Genomic DNA, 22,978 nt, shown 5'->3' with positions numbered 1-22,978 from the left:
CGGCAGGCCCGATCCGAGGTAGTGCCGGCGCTCAATTCGCCACGTGCGGCACATCCGGTTCCGGCAAACGGACGAGCTTGCCCTCCTCGGCCTTGTAGAAATACTGGCTGGCAACCAGCCACCCCTTTAGCGGCCGCAGCGGCGGAATGCAGGTCGCCAGCATGAACGGCCCCGTCACCAGGAATTGGACCCAGATCGGTGCCGAGAAGGCAACCTCCAGCCATACGCCGAGAAGCACGCTCGGAATGCAGGCAAAACAGATGACGAAGAAAGCCGGCCCATCGGCGGGATCCGCAAAGGAATAGTCAAGGCCGCACGCTTCGCATTGCTTGCGCAGCGTCAGAAACCCATCGAACAAGCGCCCTTGTCCGCAACGAGGGCAGCGGCAACGAAGGCCGGTCTGAACCGGGCTCATCGGAGGATATTCGGTATCCATGGCGGCATCACTCCTGAATCAACATTCTCAGGCATGCAATCAATATCGATATTGCATGCATTCAATATAGCTACAATGAATGCCTGCAATGAGTCCATCTGGCAGAGTGACGCAGGGGGCCACTCGGCAAGCGACGAAGCATCACCACTGAGCCGAAGCTTATGGTCGGTCTGGATCGGCAGCGAATTGTAATGTGGGCCTAGAAGAATGACGCCGCCATTTCCGGCGGCCCCTCCAGCGCATGCGCCATGAAGTCCAGCGCGTCCTTCAAAGCCTCACGGCCTATCGGGCCACCGAGGCAGACACGCACGGCTTCGGGTGCGGTGCCCTCCACCGTGAAGGCATCGCTTGCGACAACGCCGATGCCCGCATTGCGCATATGGCTGGCGAAGGTGGCGCGCGTCCAGCCATTGCCCAACGGCAGCCAGATATTGAAGCTGATGGGATCGGCGCGATAGCTCTGAGACGGCAATATGTCGGCCACCATCTTTTGGCGGGCGGCTGCCTCCGCGCGAATGAAACGCAGAATGCCATCGGCGGTGCCGTCAGCGATCCAGCGTGTTGCAAGCGCCATATTGAGCGGCGACGCCATGACGTTGCTGCTCCGCATTGCGCTCACGAAAGGCCATATCGACTTGGTGTCCGGCGCCACGACGAAGGCAAGGCGAAGCCCCGCGCCGATACACTTCGCCAATCCTCCAATATGCCAGGTCACGTCCGGTGCGACTGCGGCCATTGGCGGCGGCGCGTCCAGCGGAATGAAACCATAGGCATCATCCTCGATGATCGGTACGCGATATCTGCGGGCGATGGCGGCAATCGCCTCGCGGCGCTCGAGCGGAATAGTCAACGTCGTCGGGTTTTGCAGGATGGGATTGAGGTAGAGCGCCTTCGGTTGCCGGCGTTGGCACTCCTCGGCAAAGGCGTCCGGTAGAATGCCCTCCTCATCCATCGGCAGACCTGCGAGATTGAGCTGGAGCTGGGCCGCGATCGAGCGCATGCCGGGATAGGTGATATTTTCCGAAAGCACCGTTTCGCCGGGCTTGGCCAACAAGCCGAAGATCGCCAGCATCGCTGGGTGGGCACCCGGCGTCACGAAGATGCGTTCCTGCGGTGGAGTCAGCCCACGCCGGCCAAGCCAGGCGGCGGCGGCTTCCTTGTCCACGCCCGAACCGCCGAAGCCTTGATAGCGCAACAATGGAATGAGATCGGCCGCCACCACGGACAGTCCTTCCCGCATGCGGTCAATGAGATCCGCATCGTTCGGCTCCGGCGGCAGGTTCATCGAGAGGTCGATCACCAGAGCACGGCGCGGATCCGAAGCGGCAGCCCGGATCGAGCCACGGCGCTCCCGCTCCTGTCTTCCGGTCACGAAAGTCCCTCGTCCGACATGGGAATCCACCAGGCCGCGCTTCTGCGCCTCGACATAGCCTCGCGCCACGGTCGTAAAGTCGATGTTGAGGCGCTCGGCAAGCACGCGCTGCGGCGGCAGCCTGTCGCCCACGGTCAGAACGCCGCTGCGCAAATCCATTTCGATCAGGTCGGCGATGGCGATGTAGCGGGGACTGGAGGAGCGGCTGAGATCGGGATGCCAGTTTTTCATTTCATGCTCCGCAACGGGATCGGCCCCCGACCGCAACCTGACTGATATTGATCGCATATTGTTGCATACAATTCACGTCAAATGGAACCATTGATCCCGATTTTGTCTCCGACACCATCATATGCCGCGACATCTCCAATTGAATGGATGACGATAACATTTCGTTTCAGGAGAGGCCGCCAGCGCAAGGCGTGACCGGATGGAACGAAATTATCCGGACGATAAATGGCACGCCGGCCCCAGCCGGCATGCCGATCATCTGGCGGAAAGCCTTCAAACAAAGGCCATGCAACTCATTTCTCTTGAGTGCGAGCCACTTTCGCCTTCGCTTGATCATCCATGAGTTCGTACCACATGGCGTTGAGGACGGCGAATGCCGCGGCGAGAGGAAAGCCGAGAAGCCAGGCAAAGTACCACATAAGAAATCTCCTTCAGGATCAGTAGGCGTGACCGCTCTTGTCGTTGACCGTCTCCTCGTCGACCTTGCCCCACAGCACGCGATAGACCCACGCGGTGTAAGCCAGGATCATCGGCAGAAAGATGATGGTGACGACAAGCATGATGAACAGCGTCAGGTGGCTGGACGATGCATCCCAAACGGTCAGGCTCGAGCGAGGATCGAGCGAGGACGGCAAGAGGAAAGGAAACATCGATAGACCCACGGTCGAGATGATGCCGAAGATGGCAAGTTTGCTGAAGAGCAGCACGGTGACCTCGCGCCGGCCAAGCATCGCAAGCAAAGCCGCCGCGGCACCGACGAAGCCGAGAACCGGAGCAATCATCATCCACGGATGGGCACTGTAATTGACGAGCCATGCCCCGGCACTGTGCTCGACCGTCTTCAGAAGTGGGTTTGACGGTCCTCCAGCATCGACGGCGCTTGCAATATGATAACCATCGATGCCCATCCACAGGAACAGGCCACCAAGCGCAAACAGCACGATGACCGCCAGGGCCGCCAAAGTGCCATAGCGGCGAGCGCGTTCGGCAACGATGCCATCCGTCTTCACCTGCAGCCAGGCCGCGCCATGCATGACGAGCATTGCGACCGACAGAAGGCCACAAAGTAGAGCATACGGATTCAGAAGAGCGAAGAACGACCCTTCATAATAGATGCGCATATCATTATCGAAGCGGAAGGGCACGCCCTGCAGCACATTGCCGACGGCGACGCCGAAGATCAGCGACGGAACGAAACCGCCGATGAAGAGTGCCCAATCCCAGCCCGCCTTCCAACGGGCGCTGTCGCGCTTGGAGCGGTATTTGAAGGCAACCGGCCGCAATATCAGTGCAAACAGGATGGCGAACATGGCGAGGTAGAAGCCGGAGAAGGACACGGCGTAGAGCGGTGGCCAGGCGGCGAAGATGGCGCCGCCGCCGAGAATCAGCCAGACTTGGTTGCCTTCCCAAGTCGCGCCGATCGAGTTGATGGCTATGCGCCTCTCCGTGTCGGTCTTTGCGACAAATGGCAGCAACGTGCCGACGCCGAGGTCGAAACCGTCGGTAACAGCAAAGCCGATGAGCAGCACGCCGAGCAGCAGCCACCAGATGATGCGCAGGGTTTCGTAGTCGATCAATTCATGCAGGATCATGGCAGGTCACTCCGCAGCCGGAACGAGGTTTTCGGAAATCAGCTTGGCCTCCGGCTCGTCATCCGGTTCGGGGCCTTTGCGGATCGCTTTGATCATCAGCGTCATCTCGATGACGATGAGGACCGTGTAGAGCGCTGCAAAGCCGAGGATGGTCAGGAGCACCGTGCCGGCGCCGAGATTGGAGACGGCAGCCGCCGTCGGCAGCACCCCCTCGATGATCCAGGGTTGACGGCCGAATTCTGCAACGACCCAACCCAGCTCGATCGCGACCCATGGCAACGGGATGGCGAGGACCGCAATCCGCAACAGGGTCGGATATCGATCGAGTTTCCGCCGCGCCGAGAGCCAGAAGAAGACCGTCATCAGCAGGATGAAGAACATGCCGAGGCCGACCATGATGCGGAAGGACCAGAAGAGCGTCGGTACATGCGGAATGGTATCGCGGGCGGCCTGGGCGATCTGCTCTTCCGTTGCCTGGCGCGGATCGTCGACATAGCGCTTCAAAAGCAGCGCATAGCCGAGTTCATGGCCGATATCCTCGAAGGAAGTGCGGGCACTGGCGACGTCCTGCGAAGCCTCGCCCGGCGTTGCCGGCTTGGCCGCACGGATCTTCATCAGAGCATCATAAGCCTGGATGCCCTGGCGAATATGGTCCTTGGCCTGCGCCTCGAGCTTGTCGATGCCGGCGATTTCCGTCGTCAGCGACCGTGTGCCGATCAGACCCATGGCCCAGGGAATGTGGATGGCATAATGGGTTTCGCGGGCCTCCTGGTCCGGAAAACCGAAGGCGGTAAAGGCGGCCGGCGCCGGCTCGGTCTTCCACATGGCTTCGATCGCCGCGAGTTTCATTTTCTGGTGCTCGGTCGTCAGATAGCCGCTCTCGTCACCCAGCACGACGACCGACAGCGCAGAAGCAAGGCCGAAAGACGCGGCAACGGTCATCGAGCGCTTTGCGAGCTCGATACTGCGACCATTCACGAGATACCAAGCCGAGACACCGAGCACGAAGACCGAGGCACAGACATAGCCGGCCGAGACGGTATGAACGAACTTCGCCTGCGCCACGGGGTTGAATAGGACATCGAAGAAGCTGACGATCTCCATGCGCATGGTCTGCGGGTTGAGCGCCGAGCCTGCCGGATTCTGCATCCAGCCATTGGCGATCAGGATCCACAGCGCCGAGAAGTTCGATCCCAGCGCCACCGCCCAGGTGGCGACCAGGTGGCCGACCTTGGATAGCTTGTCCCAGCCGAAGAAGAACAGGCCGACAAAGGTCGCCTCGAGGAAGAAGGCCATCAGCCCTTCGATCGCCAGCGGGGCGCCGAAGATGTCGCCGACATAATAGCTGTAATAGCTCCAGTTCATGCCGAACTGGAATTCCATCACGATGCCGGTCGCAACGCCGAGCACGAAGTTGATGCCGAAGAGCGTCCCCCAGAACTTCGTCATCTGCCGCCAGATCTGGCGGCCGGTCATGACATAGGTCGTTTCCATGATGGCAAGCAGTACGGAAAGGCCGAGCGTCAGCGGCACGAATAAGAAGTGATACAGCGCCGTCATGGCAAACTGCAGGCGCGATAGCGCCACGATATCTAGTTCCATAGTCTTTCTCCCACCCCCTACGGTGTGTCTGACAGGAATGCGACGCCATTCGACGCGCCGCGGGCATGTTGGGTACCCCTCAATCCGGTCGCAACCGATCGAGGAGCATTTCGAATTCCGGTGTGTCGCGCCGCGCGCTGGTGGCAATACGCCCGCCGTCCAGAAGCACGATGCGGTCTGCCAAGGCGGCCTCGCGACGAATATGCGTGGCGACGACGAGGCTCCGCCCTTCGGCAGCCGAGGCCAACCGCGCAAGCACAGCGCGGGCCGTCGTGGCATCGAGGCCTTCCGTCGGCTCGTCGAGCAGCCAGAGCGCGGCGTCTCGCAGTAGAAGCCTTGCGAGCGCCAGTCGGCGAAGCTGACCGCCGGACAAGCCGCCACCGCCTTCGCCGAGACGGGTCGAAAGGCCGTACGGCAGCGCCTCGATCTCCTCAAGCAGGCCGGCCGCTGCGAGCGCGCCGCGCAACTGGCTATCGTCGGCACGAGCGTCCGCTAGCTTCAGATTGTCCCTTACCGTGTCCTGAAACAGCTCTGTGCGTTGGGTCAGCATCGCCGCGGACAGGCTCGCCGCCGAACCGCTGGCAGCGGCGATCTCGCCGGCGAGCAGGGCCAGCAAGGTCGACTTCCCAACACCGCTCTGCCCGACGATCGCCATGCGCTCGCCTGCAGAAAGTGACAAAGAGACGTCCTTCAAGACGGGATGAGCTTCATCATGACCAGCCGTGACACCGGCAAGCTGGAATGCATAGCCTGCCTGTGGTTCGATAGGTTGCAGCGGCCTAACGGCCGGGTTCAGTCGCGGCGCGATACGCCTTGCGGCGAGCAAGGTTCGCCCGAGCTCGAGAGCTCCTCGCCTCATCGCGGCAAACGGCTCGGTGGCGGCAAAGGCAATCAGCAGTGCAAAGGCCGCCGCAGGCGCACCGATCGTCCCCTGCTTGGAAAGAAAGGCGACGGTCAAAAGCGTTGATGTCAGCAACAGGGTCGAGCCAAGCGAGAAACCGGCTGCGACGGCGCTATCGATGCGGTTCAGATCATTATCGGTCATGGCCAGGCGCGCGTCGGCTTCGGCGATGGCGGCGCGCTGCGCCTGTAACTGCCCGACCATTGCGAGATCGGTCTGGCCGGCGACAAGATCGATGGCGCGTGCGCGCAGCGCTTCCATCGCATGGGCGCGACGACGGCCCGGCTTTAGAGCCAGACGTCCTGCAACCAGCGAAAGACCAAGACAGAGCGCGACGAGCCAGACTCCCGCTATCAGCCCAAGCCACGGATCGATGAAGCTAAGGGCGATCGTTACGGCGATTGCGGCAAGGACGGCGACAGCTGCCGGCACCAGTACGCGCAGGTACAGGGAGTCGAGCGCATCGACATCATTCGTCAACCGGAACAGCAGCTTCGCCGGCCGGCGGATCATTGCTGCCGCGGCGCCCGGCTCTGCCCAGCCGAGGAACAGCCGCTCGCGCAGGGCCGCGAGAACCCTCAGCGTCGCATCATGGGTCACGAGCCGTTCGCCATAGCGGGCGGCCGTGCGGCCGATCGCAAGCATGCGTATGCCGGCCGAAGGCGCGAAGACATCGAAGACCGCGGCAGTTGCAACTGTCAGGCCGGCAAAAGCCGAAGCGGTGATGAACCAGCCGGACAATCCCAACAACCCGCCGCCGGCGAGCATCGCCAACACGGAGAGTGCAGCGCCAAGGGCCAGGCTCGCACCCCGCTCGCGCCAGAACAGGCCGATGAGCGGAAGCAGCGTTTTGAGTGAGCGCGTCATGCAGCCACCTTTCGTCCCTACTCGCCGAGCCGGACGATGCGATGCATCCGCGCGGCAAGCACCGGATCATGCGTCGCTACGATCAGGACCCGCCCTTCGGCGAGTGCGAGCAGCGCATCCGTCACGGCAGCGGCGGTTTCTGCGTCGAGATGCGCGGTCGGTTCGTCGGCAAGAATAATGTCGGCACCTTCGTCCACCATCATGCGCGCCAGTGCCAGTCGCAGCGCCTCACCGCCGGAAAGGCCAAGCCCTCCCTCGCCGACCGCCGACACCCGTTCCGGCGTAAAGACGTGATCGAGAGCAACGCCTTCGAGAGCCTCGGCGACGGCTGCGGCATCGATGCCCGGGCGTCCGAGCGCTACATTCCGCTTCACGCTGCCTGCAAAAACGTGTGGCTGCTGGCCGATCCAGGCCATGCGACGACGCAGTGCGTCCGCGGTCTCGTCGCGCAGCGGAATGCCCCCGATCCGGATGACGCCGACATCCTGCCGGGCGAGACCGGCGATCAGCGACAGGAGCGTCGTCTTGCCTGAGCCGCTTGCGCCCCACAGCGCCACATGTTCTCCAGGCGCGACCATGAGATCAAAATGATCGATCGCCGCGTCCCACTCCGGTCCATGCCGGAAGACCAGACCTTCGATCTCGACCGATGCATTGCCGGTGGATGCCCGTGTTTGCCGATCGCTGCCGCCGACGATCGTTTGCTGCGGCGAGGCCAACTCCTTAAGAGCCGAAAGTGCCGCCTCGCCACTGGCGCGGTCATGCCAGACGGCAGATAGTTCGCGCAGCGGCTCGAAAAAGGCCGGCGCAAGCAGGAGAATGAACAGCCCTTGTGTCAGAGTAAGGCGGCCTTCCCAGGTGCCGATCTCGATCGAGCCCAACAGACTGAAGCCGACATAGACGGCCGTTGCGGCAACGCCGAGCGCGGCGAAGAATTCGAGCACCGCCGAAGACAGGAATGCGATCCTCAATACCGCCATGGTCCGGATGCGCAGCGACTCCGCGTCGCCGCGCAGGCGCTGTGCCGTCACATCGACGGCGTCGAGCGCGCGGATGGTCGCGAGGCCGCGCAGACGGTCGAGCAGGAAGGCGTTGATGCCACCGGTTTCGGCGAGCTGTTTTTCGCTGGCAGCCTTGGCGCGCCAGCCGATCAGCGCCATGAAAATCGGGATGAGTGGCGCGCAAAGCGTCAGGATCAGGGCCGCAAGCCACGAGATTGGCAAAATGCAGGCGAACATGACTAGCGGCACGATGCTCGCCTTCACGCGGACCGGGCGAAACCGTGCGAGATAGGGAACGATCGCCTCCGCCTGCTCGCCCAGAACGCTTGCCGCCATGCCGGATGCCGGCCTGCCGCTATCGAGGGGCGAGCGTAGGGCAAGCGCCGTGGTCGCAGTGGCGCGCCGAAGACTCAACTCGCGACGCGCGGCCCGAAATGCCAGCCGACCACCAGCCGCATCCAATCCAGCGCGCAGAACGCCAACGCCTGCAACGACGGCTGCCGGGATCGCGACATCAGCAACGCCGCCGCCTTGGCTGATCGCACCCACGCCGATGGCGAGCATGGCAGCCTGCCCGATCCAGCCGAGCGACGACAGACATTGCAATGTCGAAGCCAGGCCGAGACCACGACACTTTTCGGTCGTCCAATCAGCTGCGGCACCTGCAGCAACTGGGCTCCCCGCCGAAGCGGGATTTGCGGCCTGGCGTCTTTCCAACATTCCATCGGTGGCGGAGGAAGCTGTCACGTGAGCCCGTCCTTTCCAATATATGCCATCAAGGAGGGTCCGCCGACGTATGATGACCGACGGGTCTGCATCGCAGACACCTTGGTCTTCGTCGAACCCAGAACGCACTTGCCGCAATCGACGATATCGGAGCCCCAATATGACTGGCTTTCCGCCTCTTGTCAGCGACAAGAATAGCATGGCCGTCTCGCCGATGGGTTGAGCCCGCAGCAAGTTGTTCGCGAAATGGTTCTAAAACAAATTGTGCAGTGCGCAAAAGCGTGCAGGATGTCGCAGGGCACCTATCCGACGATGGCAGATTGACGCAGAAGCCAATGTTATTTCTGCGGTCTGGCCACGACGGCACCCAGGCAATAGCCGCCCCGCCTTTTTGCAACGCAGCAATTCGAAGACGTGCTCCGTTCTCGGAGGAGACGAGATTAAATCTGTGCAAATGGCAAAGCGCGCGGCCATTGAAAGCACGGATGGCGGCCAAATGGCCTCACTCGGCTGACAATCATCGCCGAATCAACGAGCAAGCGTCATACTGCCGTGACGGCCGCCGCGATCGCAGACAGAGTTTACCGAACGCTTCGGCATAGACTTGGGGAGAGTGGAATGTACGAGAAAATTATCTGCGCAATAGGACTTGGATCCCGCGAGCGCGCCGAGCGTCTATTGCGCACCTCCCACGCCCTTCTGTCGCCGGGCGGAGAGCTGATCGTGGTTCATGTGATCGAGCGTTTTCCCTCCGGCAGCGAAAGCCCGGACAATTGGGCCGTGTCCGTCATCAAGGAAGCGGAAGACAAGCTCGATGCGCTGTGCAAGCGTCTCGGCATTGCCGCGTCGATAGAAGTCCGCACCGGCGCCGCATCGAGAACCCTGCTGACGGTCGCGCAGGAGCAGAAGGCCGATCTCATCGTGCTTGCAACCCATACTTCCGATATTCTCGACCGCATCTTCGGCTCGACTGTGGAATATGTCATCCGGCATGCGGAATGTTCGGTCCTCGTCGAGCGCGCCGACAAATTACATGATACTGCGGCGAAAGAGGTCAGAACGAAAAAGGCATAGCCTCTCGCGAGGTCGTCCGGCCCACGGGTTTCCCCGAGGGCCGCGCCGAAATTACCATTTGCGCCCCAGCGCCGCAGTGCTACATATCCGCTCCCTTTCGATATCCAAGACGAGCTGAATGACTGAATCCGCCATCACCTTGAGCATTGCCGGCCTGACGGCCCTCGGTGTCGTCACACGCCCGTTCCGCTGGCCGGAAGCGATCTGGGCGGTTCTCGGCGCGGCGGTTCTCCTCGCCTTCCGGCTGATCGGCCCGACCGACGTCTGGGCGGGTATTTCCAAAGGTTTCGATGTCTATCTGTTCCTGATCGGCATGATGCTTCTGTCGGAGCTGGCGCGGCGCGAAGGGCTTTTCGACTGGGTTGCCGCCATCGCCACCTCGCATGCCAGGGGATCGCCCCGCAGGCTGTTTGTACTCGTCTATGGCGTCGGCGTCGTCGTCACGGTCTTTTTGTCGAACGACGCCACTGCCGTGGTGCTCACGCCGGCTGTCTATGCCGCATGCCGGGCGGCGCGGGTGAAGGATCCCATGCCTTACTTGCTGGTCTGCGCCTTCATCGCCAATGCCGCCAGCTTCGTGCTGCCGATCTCCAACCCAGCCAATCTCGTTATCTTTGCCGGCGGCGAAATGCCGCCTCTATCCCGATGGATGCAGACCTTCCTTCTGCCGTCGATCGTCTCGATTATCGTGACCTTCGGCTGCCTCTATTGGACACAAAGGCGCGCGCTGGCCGAAGACACGATCGCACGCGATGTCGAAGAACCTTCCCTTTCGCACACGGCCCGGCTGGCCGGATGGGGACTTGTGGTCACCGCGCTCGTGCTGATCGCCGCATCGGCCATGAATTTCGACCTCGGAATACCGACATTTGCCGCAGGCGTCATCACCACGGTCATCGTTCTCGCGCTCACGCGGCAAAGCCCGATGGAGACGATAAGCGGCATAAGCTGGAGCGTATTGCCCCTGGTGGCGGGCCTCTTCGTGATCGTCGAAGCGGTCAATCATACCGGCCTGACCGCGCTTCTGTCCGAAAGACTTGCATCGCTTGCCGCACAATCCCAGACGCAGGCGATCGGAGCCGCCGGTTTTTCGGTCGCGATCATCTCCAACCTCGTCAACAATTTGCCCGCCGGCCTTTTCGCCGGCAGCGCGGTACAGGCGGCCCATGTTCCCGATTCCATTGCCGGCGCGGTATTGATCGGCGTCGATCTCGGCCCCAACCTTTCGGTAACCGGCTCGCTTGCCACCATCCTCTGGCTCGCCGCCCTTCGCCGGGAGGGGCTCCACATGGGCGCGCTGGCCTTCTTGAAGATCGGTGCCATTGTCATGCTTCCGGCGCTGATCCTCTCGCTTGCAACGCTCGCACTGATCTGACGGCAAACAACATCGAGTTTATAGACGACCGGTCGATTATTTGTTATCGGACCGCTTATGGTGACAAAGAAGAAATCGGAGCTCACTCGGAGCCATATTCTCGCGATCGGGCGGGAATTGGTTCTGCGCAAAGGTTTCGGGGGCGTCGGCCTGAAAGAGCTGCTCGAACAGAGCGCCGTACCGAAAGGGTCGTTCTATTATTATTTCGCATCGAAGGAAGCCTTCGGCTGCGCGCTGTTGAAGCAATATTGCTCTGACTATACGGAACGCCTCGATGCGCTTTTCGGCTGGAAGGGCAACGGGCGCCAGCGTGTGATGCACTATTGGAATGCCTGGCTCTCCGATGGCGGCAGCGCAAGCCTTGCCGACCGGTGCCTGGTCGTGAAACTTGCCGCCGAAATCGCCGACCTCTCTGATAACATGCGCGTGATCTTGCTCGGCGGCGTCGAGGATCTCATTCGCCGCCTCACCAAGACGATCACCGAGGGACGTGAGGACGGTTCCATTTCATCATCCTGCATCCCGGAAAAAACAGCCCGTTCACTCTATAGTCTCTGGCTCGGGGCGGCGATCCTGGCGAAGCTCGGCAAGGATAAGACGCCGCTCGACCAGGCCATGCTTGCCACTGAACAAGCCCTTACCGCACCCGGCGGCCTTTGATCCACGACAGGACCAGCATGTCAACACGCAAGGAATACAAAATGCGCAGTGCCATCCACGATGTCTTCGGCGACCCGGCAGACGTCCTTTATCTGGCCGACATGCCGCTGCCGGAGCCGGGTGCGGGAGATGTGCGCATTCGCACCATTCTTTCGCCGATCCATAATCATGACCTTTGGACGGTGCGCGGCGCCTACGGCTACAAACCTATATTGCCGGCGATCGGCGGCAGCGAGGCGGTCGGCTTCGTCGATGCCGTCGGGCCTGATGTCGACAAGACGCTGATCGGCAAACGCGTCGTTGCCGCCGGCGTGCATGGCACCTGGGCCGAGCAGTTCACGGCGCCGGCCGCCAGCCTCGTCCCCGTGCCCGACGTCATTACCGACGAGGCCGCGGCACAGCTGATCGCCATGCCGTTCAGCGCCATCTCGCTTCTGGAATCCCTCAATGTCGAACGCGGCGACTGGATCATCCAGAACGCAGCGAACGGTGCGGTCGGCAAGACGCTCGCCATGCTGGCCCGCAGCCGCGGCATCCATATGATCAATCTTGTTCGGCGCGACGGCGGCATTGACGAACTGTCGGCATTCGGCATCGAGAACGCCGTGTCGACCGCCACCGCCGACTGGAAGATGAAAGTACGCGCCATGATCGGCGATGCCCCGATCCGCGCCGCGGTGGACTCCGTCGGCGGCGTTGCGAGTAACGACCTCGCCGATCTTTTGGGTGAAAACGGCCTGCTGGTGTCCTTCGGTACAGCGGCCGGCAAACCGATGCAGATCGCCTCGAGGGCTGTCATCTTCAAGCAGCTGACGATCAAGGGCTTCTGGGGTATCAAGGTCAGCGCCGCCATGTCGGCCGACGAGCGCCGGCGGCTCATCAGCGAGCTGATCGCGCGAGTCGCGTCCGGCGAGGTCAAGCTGCCGGTGGAAGCCGCCTATGACATTACGGAAATCGCACAGGCGGTGAAGTCTTCATTGGCACCCGGCAAGGCAGGCAAGGTTCTGCTGAAGCTGTAATTTCACTATGGCAACGCTCGCCGCCTGCAGGCTTTGCGGGCGGCGTAAGCTTGAGCGTTGCCCTGCGAAGGCAGGAGCCGGCGGGCATAACGCTCCCGCAAGAATCTGCAAATTGGCTCTTGTTCCTCTAGTAGCTAGAGGATGTAGCAATGGTTCCGACAGCAAAATCGGAACCAGAAGATGACGTCGACAACACAACAGAGCCGCTATCGCGTGGAAGGCATGGATTGCGCTTCCTGCGCCGCGAAAATCGACACGGCCGTTCGACGCCTGCAGGGCGTGGAGGACGTCTCCGTCTCGGTCACTGCGGGTACGATGACAGTCAGGCACCAGGGCGATCCCGACCTGCTGCCGAGCATTGCAAAGCGCGTCTCAGGCCTGGGCTACAAGCTTTTCCCGCTTGCGCAAAGCAACGTTCCCGCGCCGAAGGTGGCGGCGGATGATCATGCCTGCGGCTGCGGCCACAGTCATCATGATCACAAGCCGTATGCTCACGATCATGACCACGGTGATCACAGACATGGTACAGCTGGCCATAAGCACGATCACGCAGGACATGGCCACGCCTCGGAAGAGGCGGATGCGGCGATGGCCGGCCTTCACGGGCACGACCACGGCCCGACCTCGAGACCCTGGTGGAAATCGGCCAAGGGCCGGTTGACCATCGCGACCGGCTTCGCCGTGGCCGCTGCCTGGGGTATTGGCAAGCTCGTTCCCGCACTCGACGCCTGGATCTTTACCGCCGCCATGCTTGTGGGCCTGTTGCCGATTGCCCGGCGTGCCTTCACGGCCGCAAGGGTCGGAACGCCGTTCTCGATCGAAATGCTGATGACGATCGCGGCCATCGGCGCCGTTATCATCGGCGCCAGCGAAGAGGCGGCAGCCGTCGTCTTCCTGTTCCTGATCGGTGAGCTATTGGAAGGCGTAGCGGCCAGCAAGGCGCGCGCCAGCATTCAATCGCTGACGGATCTGGTGCCCAAGACCGCCCTGCTCGAGGAGAATGGCAAGACCCTTGAGGTCGAGGCCGAAAGCCTCGCCATCGGTGCCCTCATCCTAGTGCGCCCTGGCGACCGCATTCCGGCCGACGGCGTGATCCTTTCCGGCGAAAGCGCTGTCGACGAAGCGCCGGTGACCGGCGAAAGCACGCCGGTGCGCAAAGGCGCGGATGCAACCGTCTTCGCCGGCACGGTTAACGGCGATGCCGCGCTGCGTATCCGCGTGACCGCCGCAGCATCCGACAATACCATCGCCCGCGTCGTCAAGCTGGTCGAGGAGGCGCAGGAATCGAAGGCTCCGACCGAGCGTTTCATCGATCGCTTCTCCCGCTATTACACGCCCGGCGTCGTCGTTGTCGGCGCGCTCGTTGCCGTTATCCCACCGTTGTTCCTCGGCGGCAGCTGGGGCGAGTGGGTATACAAGGGCCTGGCGATCCTGCTGATCGGCTGCCCCTGCGCCCTCGTCATTTCGACGCCGGCGGCGATTGCCGCCTCGCTCTCCTCCGGCGCCCGGCGCGGCCTGCTGCTGAAGGGCGGAGCGGTGCTCGAAAATATCGGCAAGGTCACCGCCGTCGCTTTCGACAAGACGGGCACCCTGACCGAAGGCAAGCCCAAGGTCACGGATATCGTCGGCCTCGGGATGAGCGATACGCAGGTGTTGCGCCTGGCAGCCGCGGTCGAAACCGGCTCCAGCCATCCGCTTGCCCGCGCAATCCTCGACCGTACGACGGCAGCCGGAACGGATATCCCTCAGGTCATCGATGCGAAAGCAATCGGCGGCAAGGGTGTGAGCGGCACGGTTGATGGTATCGACGTATTCCTCGGATCACCGCAGGCGGCAGGTGAAAAAGTGTCGTTGACCCCGGAGCAATTGACCCGGATCGGAGCACTTAACGACGAAGGAAAGACCGTCTCCGTTCTCATTGCCAAAGGTATCGCCGCCGGCCTGCTCGCCATGCGCGACGAGCCGCGTGCCGATACGGCCGCCGGCCTCAAGGCCCTTGCTGATGCTGGCATCAAGACGATCATGCTGACGGGCGACAACCAGCGCACGGCTGAGGCGATCGGCAAGACGCTCGGTATCGAGGTTCGCGCGCAACTGCTGCCCGAAGACAAGCAGCGGATCGTCGGCGACCTGAAACGGCAGGGCTTGCGCGTCGCCAAGGTCGGCGACGGTATCAACGATGCGCCTGCGCTTGCCGCGGCCGATGTCGGGATTGCCATGGGTGGAGGAACGGACGTTGCGCTCGAAACGGCGGATGCCGCCGTGCTGCACGGCCGCGTCGGCGACGTCATCGAGATGATCGACCTCTCGAAGCGGACGATGAGCAATATCGGCCAGAACATCACCATCGCTCTCGGCCTGAAAGGTGTTTTCCTGGTCACCACCATTATCGGCATTACCGGTCTCTGGCCGGCGATCCTCGCCGATACCGGCGCTACGGTGCTGGTGACCATGAATGCCTTGCGCCTGCTCGCCGTCCGAAACCGCCAGGTAGCCGCCTAAACCATCTGCGGGCGTCGATAAGCACGGCGGCGCCGGTTTTCCGCCGCCGTTGAACCGCAGCTGGATCAGAATTTTCGGACGGTGAGGTAGCGGCGCGGCGAAAGGCCGAATGCCTTCCTGAACATGGCGATGAAGCTGCTGGCGTTTGCATATCCCAGGCTATCGGCCACCTCCGCAATCGGGTTACCCGCGCTCAGATGTTCAAGCGCGAGCATCAATCGCGCCTGTTGACGCCAATTGGCAAAGGACATGCCCGTTTCGGCGTTGAAAAGACGCCTGGCCGATCGCTCGGATATGCCTGCCTGCTGCGCCAGCGCATGAAAGGTTTCCTCGCTGGCCGGATCCTGCAGCACGGCGTCCGCGATGCGGAGCGCGCGGCGATCTGCCGGCATCGGCAGATGCAGACTTTCGCGCGGGGCTGCTCGCACCTCATCCAACAGAACAGCCGCGAGGCGACGCTGCTGCGGAGTAAGCCTTTCCTCCCAGCGCCATGTGGTCGCGCGACGAACCAGCGCTCGCAACACATCGCTGACGCTCAGAACGCATGGCGTCGTCGGCAATCCGGCGCTGGCCTCCGGTGTCAGCAGGATACCCCAGCCGCTCAGCACGCCGTTGATCCCTGCCTTGTGCCTCACACCGGGCGGAATCCAGCCGGCACGCTGCGGCGGCAGCAGCCACGAGCCCCCAGGCGTATCGACGCGCACCAAGCCGCTCTCGATGCAGAAGAGTTGCCCGCGCGTATGCGCGTGCCAATCATATTCCTGAGTGCCGAGGCGGAAGGCGCTGCCCGGTTCATCCGATCCCCAGAAGGCGATGAGCGGTGGCCCGTCGAGACGGTCGCCAATATCTTCGATGCCCATGTTCTGTTTGGCCGTTTCGCAACATTTATAGTCCGGATGTCGTTACCACGTCTCGGTCGTGGTACGCTATTCTTCCCTGGCAAAATCAAAGTCGAATAGTGAATGGAATAGAGAACCTATGCAGGACTTTCATGTCGTCATCATCGGCGCAGGCCTTGGAGGCTTGTGCCTCGCCCAGGGATTGAAGCGCGCCGGCATCCGTTTTGACGTGTACGAGCGCGATCCCGCACCCGATAGCCGCTTGCAGGGCTATCGCATTCGTATCGATGTGAGCGGGCAACGGGCGCTGGAAGCTTGCTTGCCGCCCGCACTGTTTGACCTGTTTCGCGCAACTGCGTCCATCAGCCCGCGGGCAGGACGCTTCCTCACTCCACAGCTTCTGCCGGTCACGGGCCGTACGCCCATGAGCTGGGATACCGGTGACGACGAGGATGAAGACGATGGTGACCAGAGCGTCAATCGCCTCACCCTTCGCGAAATCCTGCTATCGGGGATCGAGGACAATGTTCATTTCGGGCACGCGCTCACGCAGTATCGTACTTTGGACGATGGGCGTGTCGAGGCATTGTTCGAAGAAGCCGCACCGGTTTCCTGCAATCTTCTGGTCGGCGCCGATGGCGTGAACTCGCAGGTGCGCCGGCAATTGGCGCCCTATGCCGAGCCGAACGATACCGGCTCGATGTGTGTTTACGGCAAAAATGAATTGCCGCTCGCAGGCGCCGCCGACATGCTTGAGGATGGCACGACGGTGATCTTTGGCGATGGCTTCACGGCCATCTTCGATCTTATGCGGTTTGATGACGATTTTTCGAACCTCTCCGCCAATCTTGCTCCCGATTGCAAGCTGACGCCGACTTCCGCCTATCTCTACTGGGCATTGATCGGGCCACGCCGGCGACTGGGTCTGGAATCCTACGATCTCACGCTAGACCTACCGGTATTGCTCAGGACCGCAATGCGTGGCTGGCATCCGGAGCTCAGGCAGATCATCAGCCGGAGCAAGCCTGCGGCGGTCGCGGCACTTCCCGTCAGAACAGGGCGCCCCGACGCTCTTTGGCCGTTCGGCGCGGTAACACTTATGGGAGATGCCATCCATGCCATGAGCCCGGCGGGCGGACTGGGCGCGAACACCGCGCTCGAAGACGCGCGCATGCTTGCTCAGATTCTTGCCGACGCCGGCAAGGAGACAAGGACGACCTGCACCGCACTGCTGGATTACGAGGCAGACATGCGTGAACGGGCGGGTCGTGCCATCGACGCCTCAGAACGAGGTGCCGCGATGCTCTTCGCCACCATCACCGACAAAATTGCTTGAGGAAAATGCCATGATAATCGACGCAACCACCTTCGAAGTCCACGATGTTTCGCTTTGGCCGATCGTGCGCCAATCCGCGGGCTCCGCGCAGCCAGGTTACTCGAAACAATGGGAGCGGGAAATGGACGCGCTGCTCGCCATCGCGATGCCTTTCGTCGTCATCATGGAGGGCGACGAGCAGGCCGAGGAGCATGATGATCGCAAGGCGCGCGGCATCTGGCTGAATAAAAACAAGAGAGACCTTGCGACAGTCTGCAAGGCGGTCATCGGCATCGAAGCAAGCGCCATCAAGCGCGCCGCCATGCAGGTGCAGATGAGCCTTGCGACGAAAGCGTTCGGGATGAGAATGGAGATCGTCGCCTCCCGGGAGGAAGCCCTGCAGCTTGCGGAGCGGATTCTCAAGCGAACGGACACGGCAACCTCTCTCGCCGGTTAGCCGAAGCGATAACATAGGCCGCCTACAGGGCAGAAGCGGGCCGGATCGAACGAACGCAGAGCCCGCCGATCCGACCTTGCCGCTACGCGGTCCTCAGGATGCGGACCGCCGCAGGAGTGTGGCCTCTTTCCAGCCAAGCTCCGGCGCGATCGATGTCACGAAATCATGGATGATCTGCCGATATTCCTCATCATGGAATTCGTAAGGCAGCTCCAGCCGGAATTCGCTGACATGGGGCAAGATCGGATCTTTGCGCAGACGCTCCAATATCTCATCCGACGAGCCGACGATGTCGCGGGCGAAAAGCGTGCGCCGCTCGCCCTGCGGTGAAAGTGTGCGCTCGTGGCGGCCGGCGGCGTAGTCCGTATAGCGCTTGCGGGTGATCGCATCGGCGCTGTCGAACGGCACGATGACCCGGCCGAGCGCCACCCTCCTCGTATCGCCGCCGGAGGCGCGATAGGTTTCCAGTTGACGGGACTGCGCGACGAAAAAATCATCCGTCTGCTCACCCGTGGTGACATTGCCGATCAGCAGATTGAAGCCGTTGCGACCGGCCCATTCGGCAGACCGCAACGAGCCGCCGCCATACCAGATGCGATCGATCAACCCTTTCGCATAGGGCTGGAGGCGCGGACGCTGCGGACCGAACGGCGTCTTGATAAGCGTATCGTGATTGCCGACATACGTCCCCTTCAGATTGTCGGCAAAGCGCAGCACCCGCTGATGGGAAAAATCGTGGTTCTCCCAATCGCCATCGAAAGCAAGCGGCCCGATCAGATCCGCATGCAGCGGACGGCCGGCGCTGAGGCCGATGTTCAACCGGCCCCGCGACAGCACATCCACCGTCGCCAGATCTTCGGCAAGCCTGTAGGGGCTTTCATAGCCGATGGGTATGACGGCGGTACCGAGCTCGATGTGGCGCGTTCGCTGCGTCGCGGCAGCGAGAAAGGCGCTCGCCGAGGAAATGCCGGGTTCAAGATGGCGCTGGCGAACCCAGGCGCTGTTGAATCCCCTCTCTTCCCCGTATTCGAGCAGTTGCAGGGTCTGTTCCAGGCCGGCGAGCGGATCTTCATCCGGATAGTTGCCTGGTGTGAGGAAGCCGATATGGCTGATCGATGGGGCTTGGCGGCTCATGCGGCTGTCTCCTCAAAATTTCGGCAGGCCCGGCGGATTGGTTTCCGATTTCGGCAAGGCTTCTTCCGCAAGATGCCAATGATCGAGGATCTTTGCGTAGGTGCCGTCCTTGATCAGTCCGTTCGTCGCAAGCGTCAACGCCGCCGCAAGACCGCTGCCCTTGCGCGTGGTGATCGCGACATCCGAGCGATCCGGCCAGCCGGCGCTCAGCGTGCCGACGCGTTTGATGTTCTTGTCGCGAGCGGCGATGTAGACGAGCTGGGCGTGCGGCTGCACGATGACATCGGCGCGATTGGACCGGAGAGCCAGAAGGCTTGCCGCCTCGTCGTCGTAATATTGCAGCTCGATCGGTTTCAGGCCGGCCTTGACGTCCTCGTCGCTCCATCTCAGCAAAATGCGCTCTTGGTTTGTGCCAGCGCCGACGATGATGCGCAGGCCGGCCGCATCCTTCGGCTCCTTGATCCCAGTGATCTTACTATCCGTCTTGACGAAGAAGCCGTGCAGGCCCTGTCGGTAGGTGGAGAAATCGAATTTTTCCTTGCGCTGCTCGGTGACGCCGACATTGGAGATGACGGCATCATATTTGCCCGAGGTCAGTCCCAGCGGCCAATCGATCCAGGCGACCGGCACGAGCTCGAGTTTGAGGCCGAGAGCATCGGCAACGACATAGGCATAATCCGGATCGGCGCCGACCACGGTCTTCGCGTCTGTCGCATAGGTCGCAAGCGGCGGGCCGCCGGGCGCGACCGCGACGGTGAATGTGCCTGACGTGACAAACTTGAAATCCTTTGGGATGGCGGCGACCGCCGCTTCGTCTTTCACCGCGTGGATGCGTCCGGGCTGCGCCGGGCTCAGATCGAAGTCTTCGGCTGCCGTTGCTGGAGCAAGGCCGGTCAAGGCAACAGCCACTGCGGCGGCTAGTGTAGTTCTGAAAGTCGTGCGGATAGTCACGGAACCTGTATCTCCATTTGAGATGAATGGGAGCGGACCGGCGCGGGCCCCACCGGCGCCGGTCCGCCCGACCAACATTACGAGCCGCTCTTCGGCAGGCCCGCAGGGTTGGTCTTGGATTGATCGACCGCTTCGGCGGTCAGGCTCCAGCGCTTCAGCACTTCACCATACTTGCCGTCCTTGATCAGATCGTTGAGTGCGAGGGTGACGGCATCGGCAAGGCCAGCGCCCTTCTTCGTCGTGACGGCGATTTCAGCCGTCAGCGGCCAGCCACCGGAGACGGTGCCGACAAGCTTCCTCGTGCCGTTGATGGCGGCCTTATAGGCCTGCGTCGCATTCGGATTGAACTCGACGTCTGCACGACCGGACTGCAGCGCGAGATCGGCGGCGGCGCGATCATCGTAATACTGTACTTCGATCGGCTTCAGGCCGGTTGCCACATTCTGCCGGTCCCATTCGAGAATGATCTTCTCCTGATTGGTGCCGGCGCCGGTGATCACCTTGAGACCTGCAACATCCTTGGGCTCCTTGATCGAGGTGATCTTGCTGTCGGCCTTCACGTAGAAGCCGAGCACGTCCCTGCGATAGGTGGAGAAATCGAACTTCAGCTTGCGCTCTTCCGTGACCGTCACGTTGGAGATGACGGCATCATACTTGCCGGAGGAGACACCGAGCGGCCAGTCTTCCCAGGCAACCGGCACCAGCTCGAGCTGCAGACCGAGGGAGTCGGCAAGCAACTGCGCGATATCGGGATCGGTGCCGACGACGGTCTTCGCGTCGGTCGCATAGGTAGCGATCGGCGGATCCCACGGGTTGATCGCGACCGTGAACTTGCCGGGATTGACGAACTTGAAGCCCGGCGCAATCGCCTTGATCGCCGCTTCATCCTTCTCGGCCCGGACGCGATTGGATGTGTCCGGGCTCAGATTGAACTTTTCGGCCGCACCTGCTGTCGTGCAGCTCATCGCTACCGCCGTCAGCACGCCGGCAGCAACATATTTCGCTCTCTCAATGAATGTCATTTCCCTTCTCCTTTTCAATTATAGGTTGTTTATGTCGTTATCGTTACCCGGACGCCTGCTGCGCCAGAGCGTCGAATGCCTGCTTGCTGCTAAAGAACCTTGGCGAGGAAGGCGCGGGTGCGCTGATGTCTCGCATCGTTGAAGATCTGGGTTGGTGAGCCCGTCTCGAGGATATGTCCGCCTTCCATGAAGACGACGGTATCCGCCACCTCGCGGGCGAAACCGATTTCGTGGGTGACGATGACGAGGGTCGTGCCGGTTCGCGCCAGCTCCTTGATCACGTCAAGCACTTCGCCGACGAGTTCCGGATCGAGCGCCGAGGTCGGCTCGTCGAACAACAGCACCTTTGGCCGCAGCGCCAGGGCGCGCGCGATAGCAACGCGTTGCTGTTGGCCGCCGAAGAGCTGTCGAGGATAGGCATCAATCTTGTCGCTGAGACCGACGCGGGCAAGCAGCTCCTGCGCAAAGGCAATGGCCTCCTCGCGGCTCAATCCACGCACCTGGATCGGCGCCTCGATAATGTTTTCTAAAACAGTAAGATGCGGGAACAAGTTGAAGTTCTGGAAGACCATACCGATGTCCGTCCGGCGCTTCAGAATATCCTTCTCCTTGAGCTCATAGAGCACGTCGCCCTTTTGCGTATAGCCGACGAGCTCGCCATCGACAGAGATGAAGCCGCTGTCGACGCGCTCAAGATGATTGATGGCGCGCAGCAGCGTCGATTTCCCCGAGCCCGACGGGCCGATGATCGCCGTCACACTGCCCGCCGGCAGGTTGAGCTCGATATCGTCGAGGACTTTCAGAGTGCCGAAGCTCTTCGAAATGCCATGGATGCGCACCGCACCGCCCTTGGCACGCCAGTCGGCAGCGCTCCTCTGGTTCCCGAGGGTCACTCCACTTGCTTTCGCCAAAGGTGCGGCCGGCGCGCGGCGCAGGCGCTGAAAATAGGATTGGAACGGCAAAGGCGTCGGATTACGCACCGCGCCCTTCGAGAAATAGCGTTCGATATAGTGCTGGGCGATCGACAGCACCGTCATGATGACGAGATACCAGACCGTCGCCACCATCAGCAGCGGAATGACTTCCAGATTGCGACGATAGATGACCTGTACCGTGTAGAAGAGCTCCGGCAGGGCGAGCACGTAGACCATCGACGTGCTCTTGGCGAGACCGATGATCTCGTTGAAGCCCGTGGGAAGGATGGAGCGCATCGCCTGCGGCAGGACGATGCGAAAGGCTTGGCGGCGGCGTGACAGGCCGAGGGCGGCGGCCGCCTCCAACTGGCCCTGATCGACGGAGAGGATACCACCGCGAACGATTTCGGCGAAAAAGGCGGATTGATTGAGCGTCAATCCGAGAAAGGCTGCCGCAAATGGCGTCAGCAACTGCGTGGTCGGATAATCGAAGAGGACCTTATCGGTGAAGGGAACGCCGATACTAATGGTTTCATAGAGATAGCCGAGATTGTTTAGAACTAGCAACAAGACGATCATTGGGATCGAACGCAGCAGCCAGATATAACCCCAAGAGAGGCTCGCGAGCAGCGGCGATTTCGATACGCGCGCCAGAGCCAGCGCTGTGCCGAGGATAGAGCCTGACACCGCTGCAAGCGCCGTCAGAAGCAAAGTCCGGCCAAGGCCAACCAGTACCGGCTCCGCAAAGAACCATTGGGCAAAGACACCCCAGCCCCAGCGCGGATTGGTGAAAGTGGAGTAGAGGGCGACCGCGATGACGAACGCGGCAAAGATCGTGCCGGCCGTGCGTCCGGGATGTCTCGCCGGCACGATGCGATAACGCGAATAGTCAGTCTTCGTCTCGGCGGCTCCAGTGCCTTGATCGACACCTGCAAAATCCGTCGTCAGCGCCATGATGCTTACCCCTTATGATTGTGATTGATCCTAT

The 22,978-nt window shown here is 61.7% G+C and carries 19 protein-coding genes; 7 read left to right on the top strand and 12 right to left on the bottom strand.

The genetic code is table 11. The annotated features are described in order from the left end of the window. Window positions 1-31 precede the first annotated feature (31 nt). From FP026_RS16085 to cydD, 7 genes are all read right to left on the bottom strand, one after another. Window positions 32-436, bottom strand: coding sequence for a DUF983 domain-containing protein (locus FP026_RS16085; RefSeq protein WP_149635608.1), 405 nt, complete (start codon window positions 434-436; stop codon window positions 32-34). A 199-nt stretch (window positions 437-635) separates the two neighbouring features. After that, the gene (locus FP026_RS16080) at window positions 636-2,039 is read right to left on the bottom strand and encodes a PLP-dependent aminotransferase family protein (protein WP_149635607.1); all 1,404 of its coding nucleotides are present in this window, start codon (window positions 2,037-2,039) and stop codon (window positions 636-638) included. 293 nt (window positions 2,040-2,332) lie between these two features. Continuing rightward, complete coding sequence (cydX, locus tag FP026_RS16075) at window positions 2,333-2,458, bottom strand: cytochrome bd-I oxidase subunit CydX (RefSeq protein WP_149635606.1); 126 nt, start codon at window positions 2,456-2,458, stop codon at window positions 2,333-2,335. A gap of 18 nt (window positions 2,459-2,476) precedes the next feature. Next, the gene (cydB, locus tag FP026_RS16070; protein WP_149635605.1) at window positions 2,477-3,631 is read right to left on the bottom strand and encodes a cytochrome d ubiquinol oxidase subunit II; all 1,155 of its coding nucleotides are present in this window, start codon (window positions 3,629-3,631) and stop codon (window positions 2,477-2,479) included. A 6-nt stretch (window positions 3,632-3,637) separates the two neighbouring features. Continuing rightward, window positions 3,638-5,233, bottom strand: a complete 1,596-nt coding sequence (locus FP026_RS16065) for a cytochrome ubiquinol oxidase subunit I (RefSeq protein ID WP_149635604.1) — start codon at window positions 5,231-5,233, stop codon at window positions 3,638-3,640. A gap of 79 nt (window positions 5,234-5,312) precedes the next feature. After that, window positions 5,313-7,001, bottom strand: a complete 1,689-nt coding sequence (cydC, locus tag FP026_RS16060) for a thiol reductant ABC exporter subunit CydC (protein ID WP_149635603.1) — start codon at window positions 6,999-7,001, stop codon at window positions 5,313-5,315. Between the two features lie 17 nt (window positions 7,002-7,018). After that, window positions 7,019-8,722 (bottom strand): thiol reductant ABC exporter subunit CydD, encoded by a 1,704-nt coding sequence (gene cydD, locus FP026_RS16055; RefSeq protein WP_149635781.1) that lies wholly within the window; start codon window positions 8,720-8,722, stop codon window positions 7,019-7,021. Between the two features lie 624 nt (window positions 8,723-9,346). Between cydD and FP026_RS16050 the strand changes: the two genes are divergently transcribed. From FP026_RS16050 to FP026_RS16030, 5 genes are all read left to right on the top strand, one after another. Continuing rightward, a complete protein-coding gene (locus tag FP026_RS16050) occupies window positions 9,347-9,802 on the top strand; it encodes a universal stress protein (RefSeq protein ID WP_149635602.1) in 456 nt (151 codons plus the stop codon). Between the two features lie 118 nt (window positions 9,803-9,920). Further along, window positions 9,921-11,177: an arsenic transporter gene (locus tag FP026_RS16045; protein WP_149635601.1), complete on the top strand. Its 1,257-nt coding sequence runs from the start codon at window positions 9,921-9,923 to the stop codon at window positions 11,175-11,177. A gap of 57 nt (window positions 11,178-11,234) precedes the next feature. Then, window positions 11,235-11,837, top strand: a complete 603-nt coding sequence (locus FP026_RS16040) for a TetR/AcrR family transcriptional regulator (RefSeq protein ID WP_149635600.1) — start codon at window positions 11,235-11,237, stop codon at window positions 11,835-11,837. Window positions 11,838-11,878: 41 nt separating this feature from the next. Then, window positions 11,879-12,856 carry a zinc-binding dehydrogenase gene (locus FP026_RS16035; RefSeq protein ID WP_149635599.1) on the top strand — a complete coding sequence of 326 codons (978 nt, stop codon included), beginning with the start codon at window positions 11,879-11,881 and terminating at the stop codon, window positions 12,854-12,856. 180 nt (window positions 12,857-13,036) lie between these two features. Continuing rightward, entirely contained in the window at window positions 13,037-15,358 is a 2,322-nt protein-coding gene (locus tag FP026_RS16030) for a heavy metal translocating P-type ATPase (protein ID WP_149635598.1), read from the top strand. A 65-nt stretch (window positions 15,359-15,423) separates the two neighbouring features. Here the strand turns inward: FP026_RS16030 and FP026_RS16025 are convergent, their stop codons facing one another. Further along, a complete protein-coding gene (locus tag FP026_RS16025) occupies window positions 15,424-16,218 on the bottom strand; it encodes an AraC family transcriptional regulator (protein ID WP_149635597.1) in 795 nt (264 codons plus the stop codon). Between the two features lie 118 nt (window positions 16,219-16,336). Between FP026_RS16025 and FP026_RS16020 the strand changes: the two genes are divergently transcribed. Together FP026_RS16020 and FP026_RS16015 are read left to right on the top strand one after the other, a co-directional pair. After that, window positions 16,337-17,533, top strand: coding sequence for an FAD-dependent oxidoreductase (locus FP026_RS16020; protein ID WP_149635596.1), 1,197 nt, complete (start codon window positions 16,337-16,339; stop codon window positions 17,531-17,533). Between the two features lie 10 nt (window positions 17,534-17,543). Continuing rightward, on the top strand, window positions 17,544-17,969 hold the full coding sequence (locus FP026_RS16015) for a hypothetical protein (RefSeq protein WP_149635595.1): 426 nt from the start codon (window positions 17,544-17,546) through the stop codon (window positions 17,967-17,969). 93 nt (window positions 17,970-18,062) lie between these two features. Here FP026_RS16015 and FP026_RS16010 read toward each other — a convergent pair whose 3' ends face one another. The 4 genes from FP026_RS16010 to FP026_RS30760 all read right to left on the bottom strand — a co-directional run bounded on the left by FP026_RS16010 (window position 18,063) and on the right by FP026_RS30760 (window position 22,944). Beyond that, window positions 18,063-19,103 (bottom strand): LLM class flavin-dependent oxidoreductase, encoded by a 1,041-nt coding sequence (locus FP026_RS16010; RefSeq protein WP_149635594.1) that lies wholly within the window; start codon window positions 19,101-19,103, stop codon window positions 18,063-18,065. A gap of 12 nt (window positions 19,104-19,115) precedes the next feature. Then, window positions 19,116-20,054, bottom strand: coding sequence for an ABC transporter substrate-binding protein (locus tag FP026_RS16005; protein WP_149635593.1), 939 nt, complete (start codon window positions 20,052-20,054; stop codon window positions 19,116-19,118). Between the two features lie 77 nt (window positions 20,055-20,131). Beyond that, the gene (locus FP026_RS16000; RefSeq protein WP_149635592.1) at window positions 20,132-21,076 is read right to left on the bottom strand and encodes an ABC transporter substrate-binding protein; all 945 of its coding nucleotides are present in this window, start codon (window positions 21,074-21,076) and stop codon (window positions 20,132-20,134) included. Window positions 21,077-21,165: 89 nt separating this feature from the next. Beyond that, entirely contained in the window at window positions 21,166-22,944 is a 1,779-nt protein-coding gene (locus FP026_RS30760; RefSeq protein ID WP_149635591.1) for an amino acid ABC transporter permease/ATP-binding protein, read from the bottom strand. Window positions 22,945-22,978 lie beyond the last annotated feature (34 nt).

The organism is Martinezella tropici (assembly GCF_008370325.1).
Taxonomy (GTDB): domain Bacteria; phylum Pseudomonadota; class Alphaproteobacteria; order Rhizobiales; family Rhizobiaceae; genus Rhizobium; species Rhizobium tropici_B.
Note: the sequence above shows the minus strand (reverse complement) of the source record. Positions and strands in the feature narration are given on the sequence as shown.

What these genes read in the sequence shown, in the direction of transcription:
- FP026_RS16085 (WP_149635608.1), bottom strand. Translation starts at nt 436, where the DNA reads ATGGATACCGAATATCCTCCGATGAGCCCGGTTCAGACCGGCCTTCGT.
- FP026_RS16080 (WP_149635607.1), bottom strand. Translation starts at nt 2,039, where the DNA reads ATGAAAAACTGGCATCCCGATCTCAGCCGCTCCTCCAGTCCCCGCTAC.
- cydX (WP_149635606.1), bottom strand. Translation starts at nt 2,458, where the DNA reads ATGTGGTACTTTGCCTGGCTTCTCGGCTTTCCTCTCGCCGCGGCATTC.
- cydB (WP_149635605.1), bottom strand. Translation starts at nt 3,631, where the DNA reads ATGATCCTGCATGAATTGATCGACTACGAAACCCTGCGCATCATCTGG.
- FP026_RS16065 (WP_149635604.1), bottom strand. Translation starts at nt 5,233, where the DNA reads ATGGAACTAGATATCGTGGCGCTATCGCGCCTGCAGTTTGCCATGACG.
- cydC (WP_149635603.1), bottom strand. Translation starts at nt 7,001, where the DNA reads ATGACGCGCTCACTCAAAACGCTGCTTCCGCTCATCGGCCTGTTCTGG.
- cydD (WP_149635781.1), bottom strand. Translation starts at nt 8,722, where the DNA reads ATGTTGGAAAGACGCCAGGCCGCAAATCCCGCTTCGGCGGGGAGCCCA.
- FP026_RS16050 (WP_149635602.1), top strand. Translation starts at nt 9,347, where the DNA reads ATGTACGAGAAAATTATCTGCGCAATAGGACTTGGATCCCGCGAGCGC.
- FP026_RS16045 (WP_149635601.1), top strand. Translation starts at nt 9,921, where the DNA reads ATGACTGAATCCGCCATCACCTTGAGCATTGCCGGCCTGACGGCCCTC.
- FP026_RS16040 (WP_149635600.1), top strand. Translation starts at nt 11,235, where the DNA reads ATGGTGACAAAGAAGAAATCGGAGCTCACTCGGAGCCATATTCTCGCG.
- FP026_RS16035 (WP_149635599.1), top strand. Translation starts at nt 11,879, where the DNA reads ATGCGCAGTGCCATCCACGATGTCTTCGGCGACCCGGCAGACGTCCTT.
- FP026_RS16030 (WP_149635598.1), top strand. Translation starts at nt 13,037, where the DNA reads ATGACGTCGACAACACAACAGAGCCGCTATCGCGTGGAAGGCATGGAT.
- FP026_RS16025 (WP_149635597.1), bottom strand. Translation starts at nt 16,218, where the DNA reads ATGGGCATCGAAGATATTGGCGACCGTCTCGACGGGCCACCGCTCATC.
- FP026_RS16020 (WP_149635596.1), top strand. Translation starts at nt 16,337, where the DNA reads ATGCAGGACTTTCATGTCGTCATCATCGGCGCAGGCCTTGGAGGCTTG.
- FP026_RS16015 (WP_149635595.1), top strand. Translation starts at nt 17,544, where the DNA reads ATGATAATCGACGCAACCACCTTCGAAGTCCACGATGTTTCGCTTTGG.
- FP026_RS16010 (WP_149635594.1), bottom strand. Translation starts at nt 19,103, where the DNA reads ATGAGCCGCCAAGCCCCATCGATCAGCCATATCGGCTTCCTCACACCA.
- FP026_RS16000 (WP_149635592.1), bottom strand. Translation starts at nt 21,076, where the DNA reads ATGACATTCATTGAGAGAGCGAAATATGTTGCTGCCGGCGTGCTGACG.
- FP026_RS30760 (WP_149635591.1), bottom strand. Translation starts at nt 22,944, where the DNA reads ATGGCGCTGACGACGGATTTTGCAGGTGTCGATCAAGGCACTGGAGCC.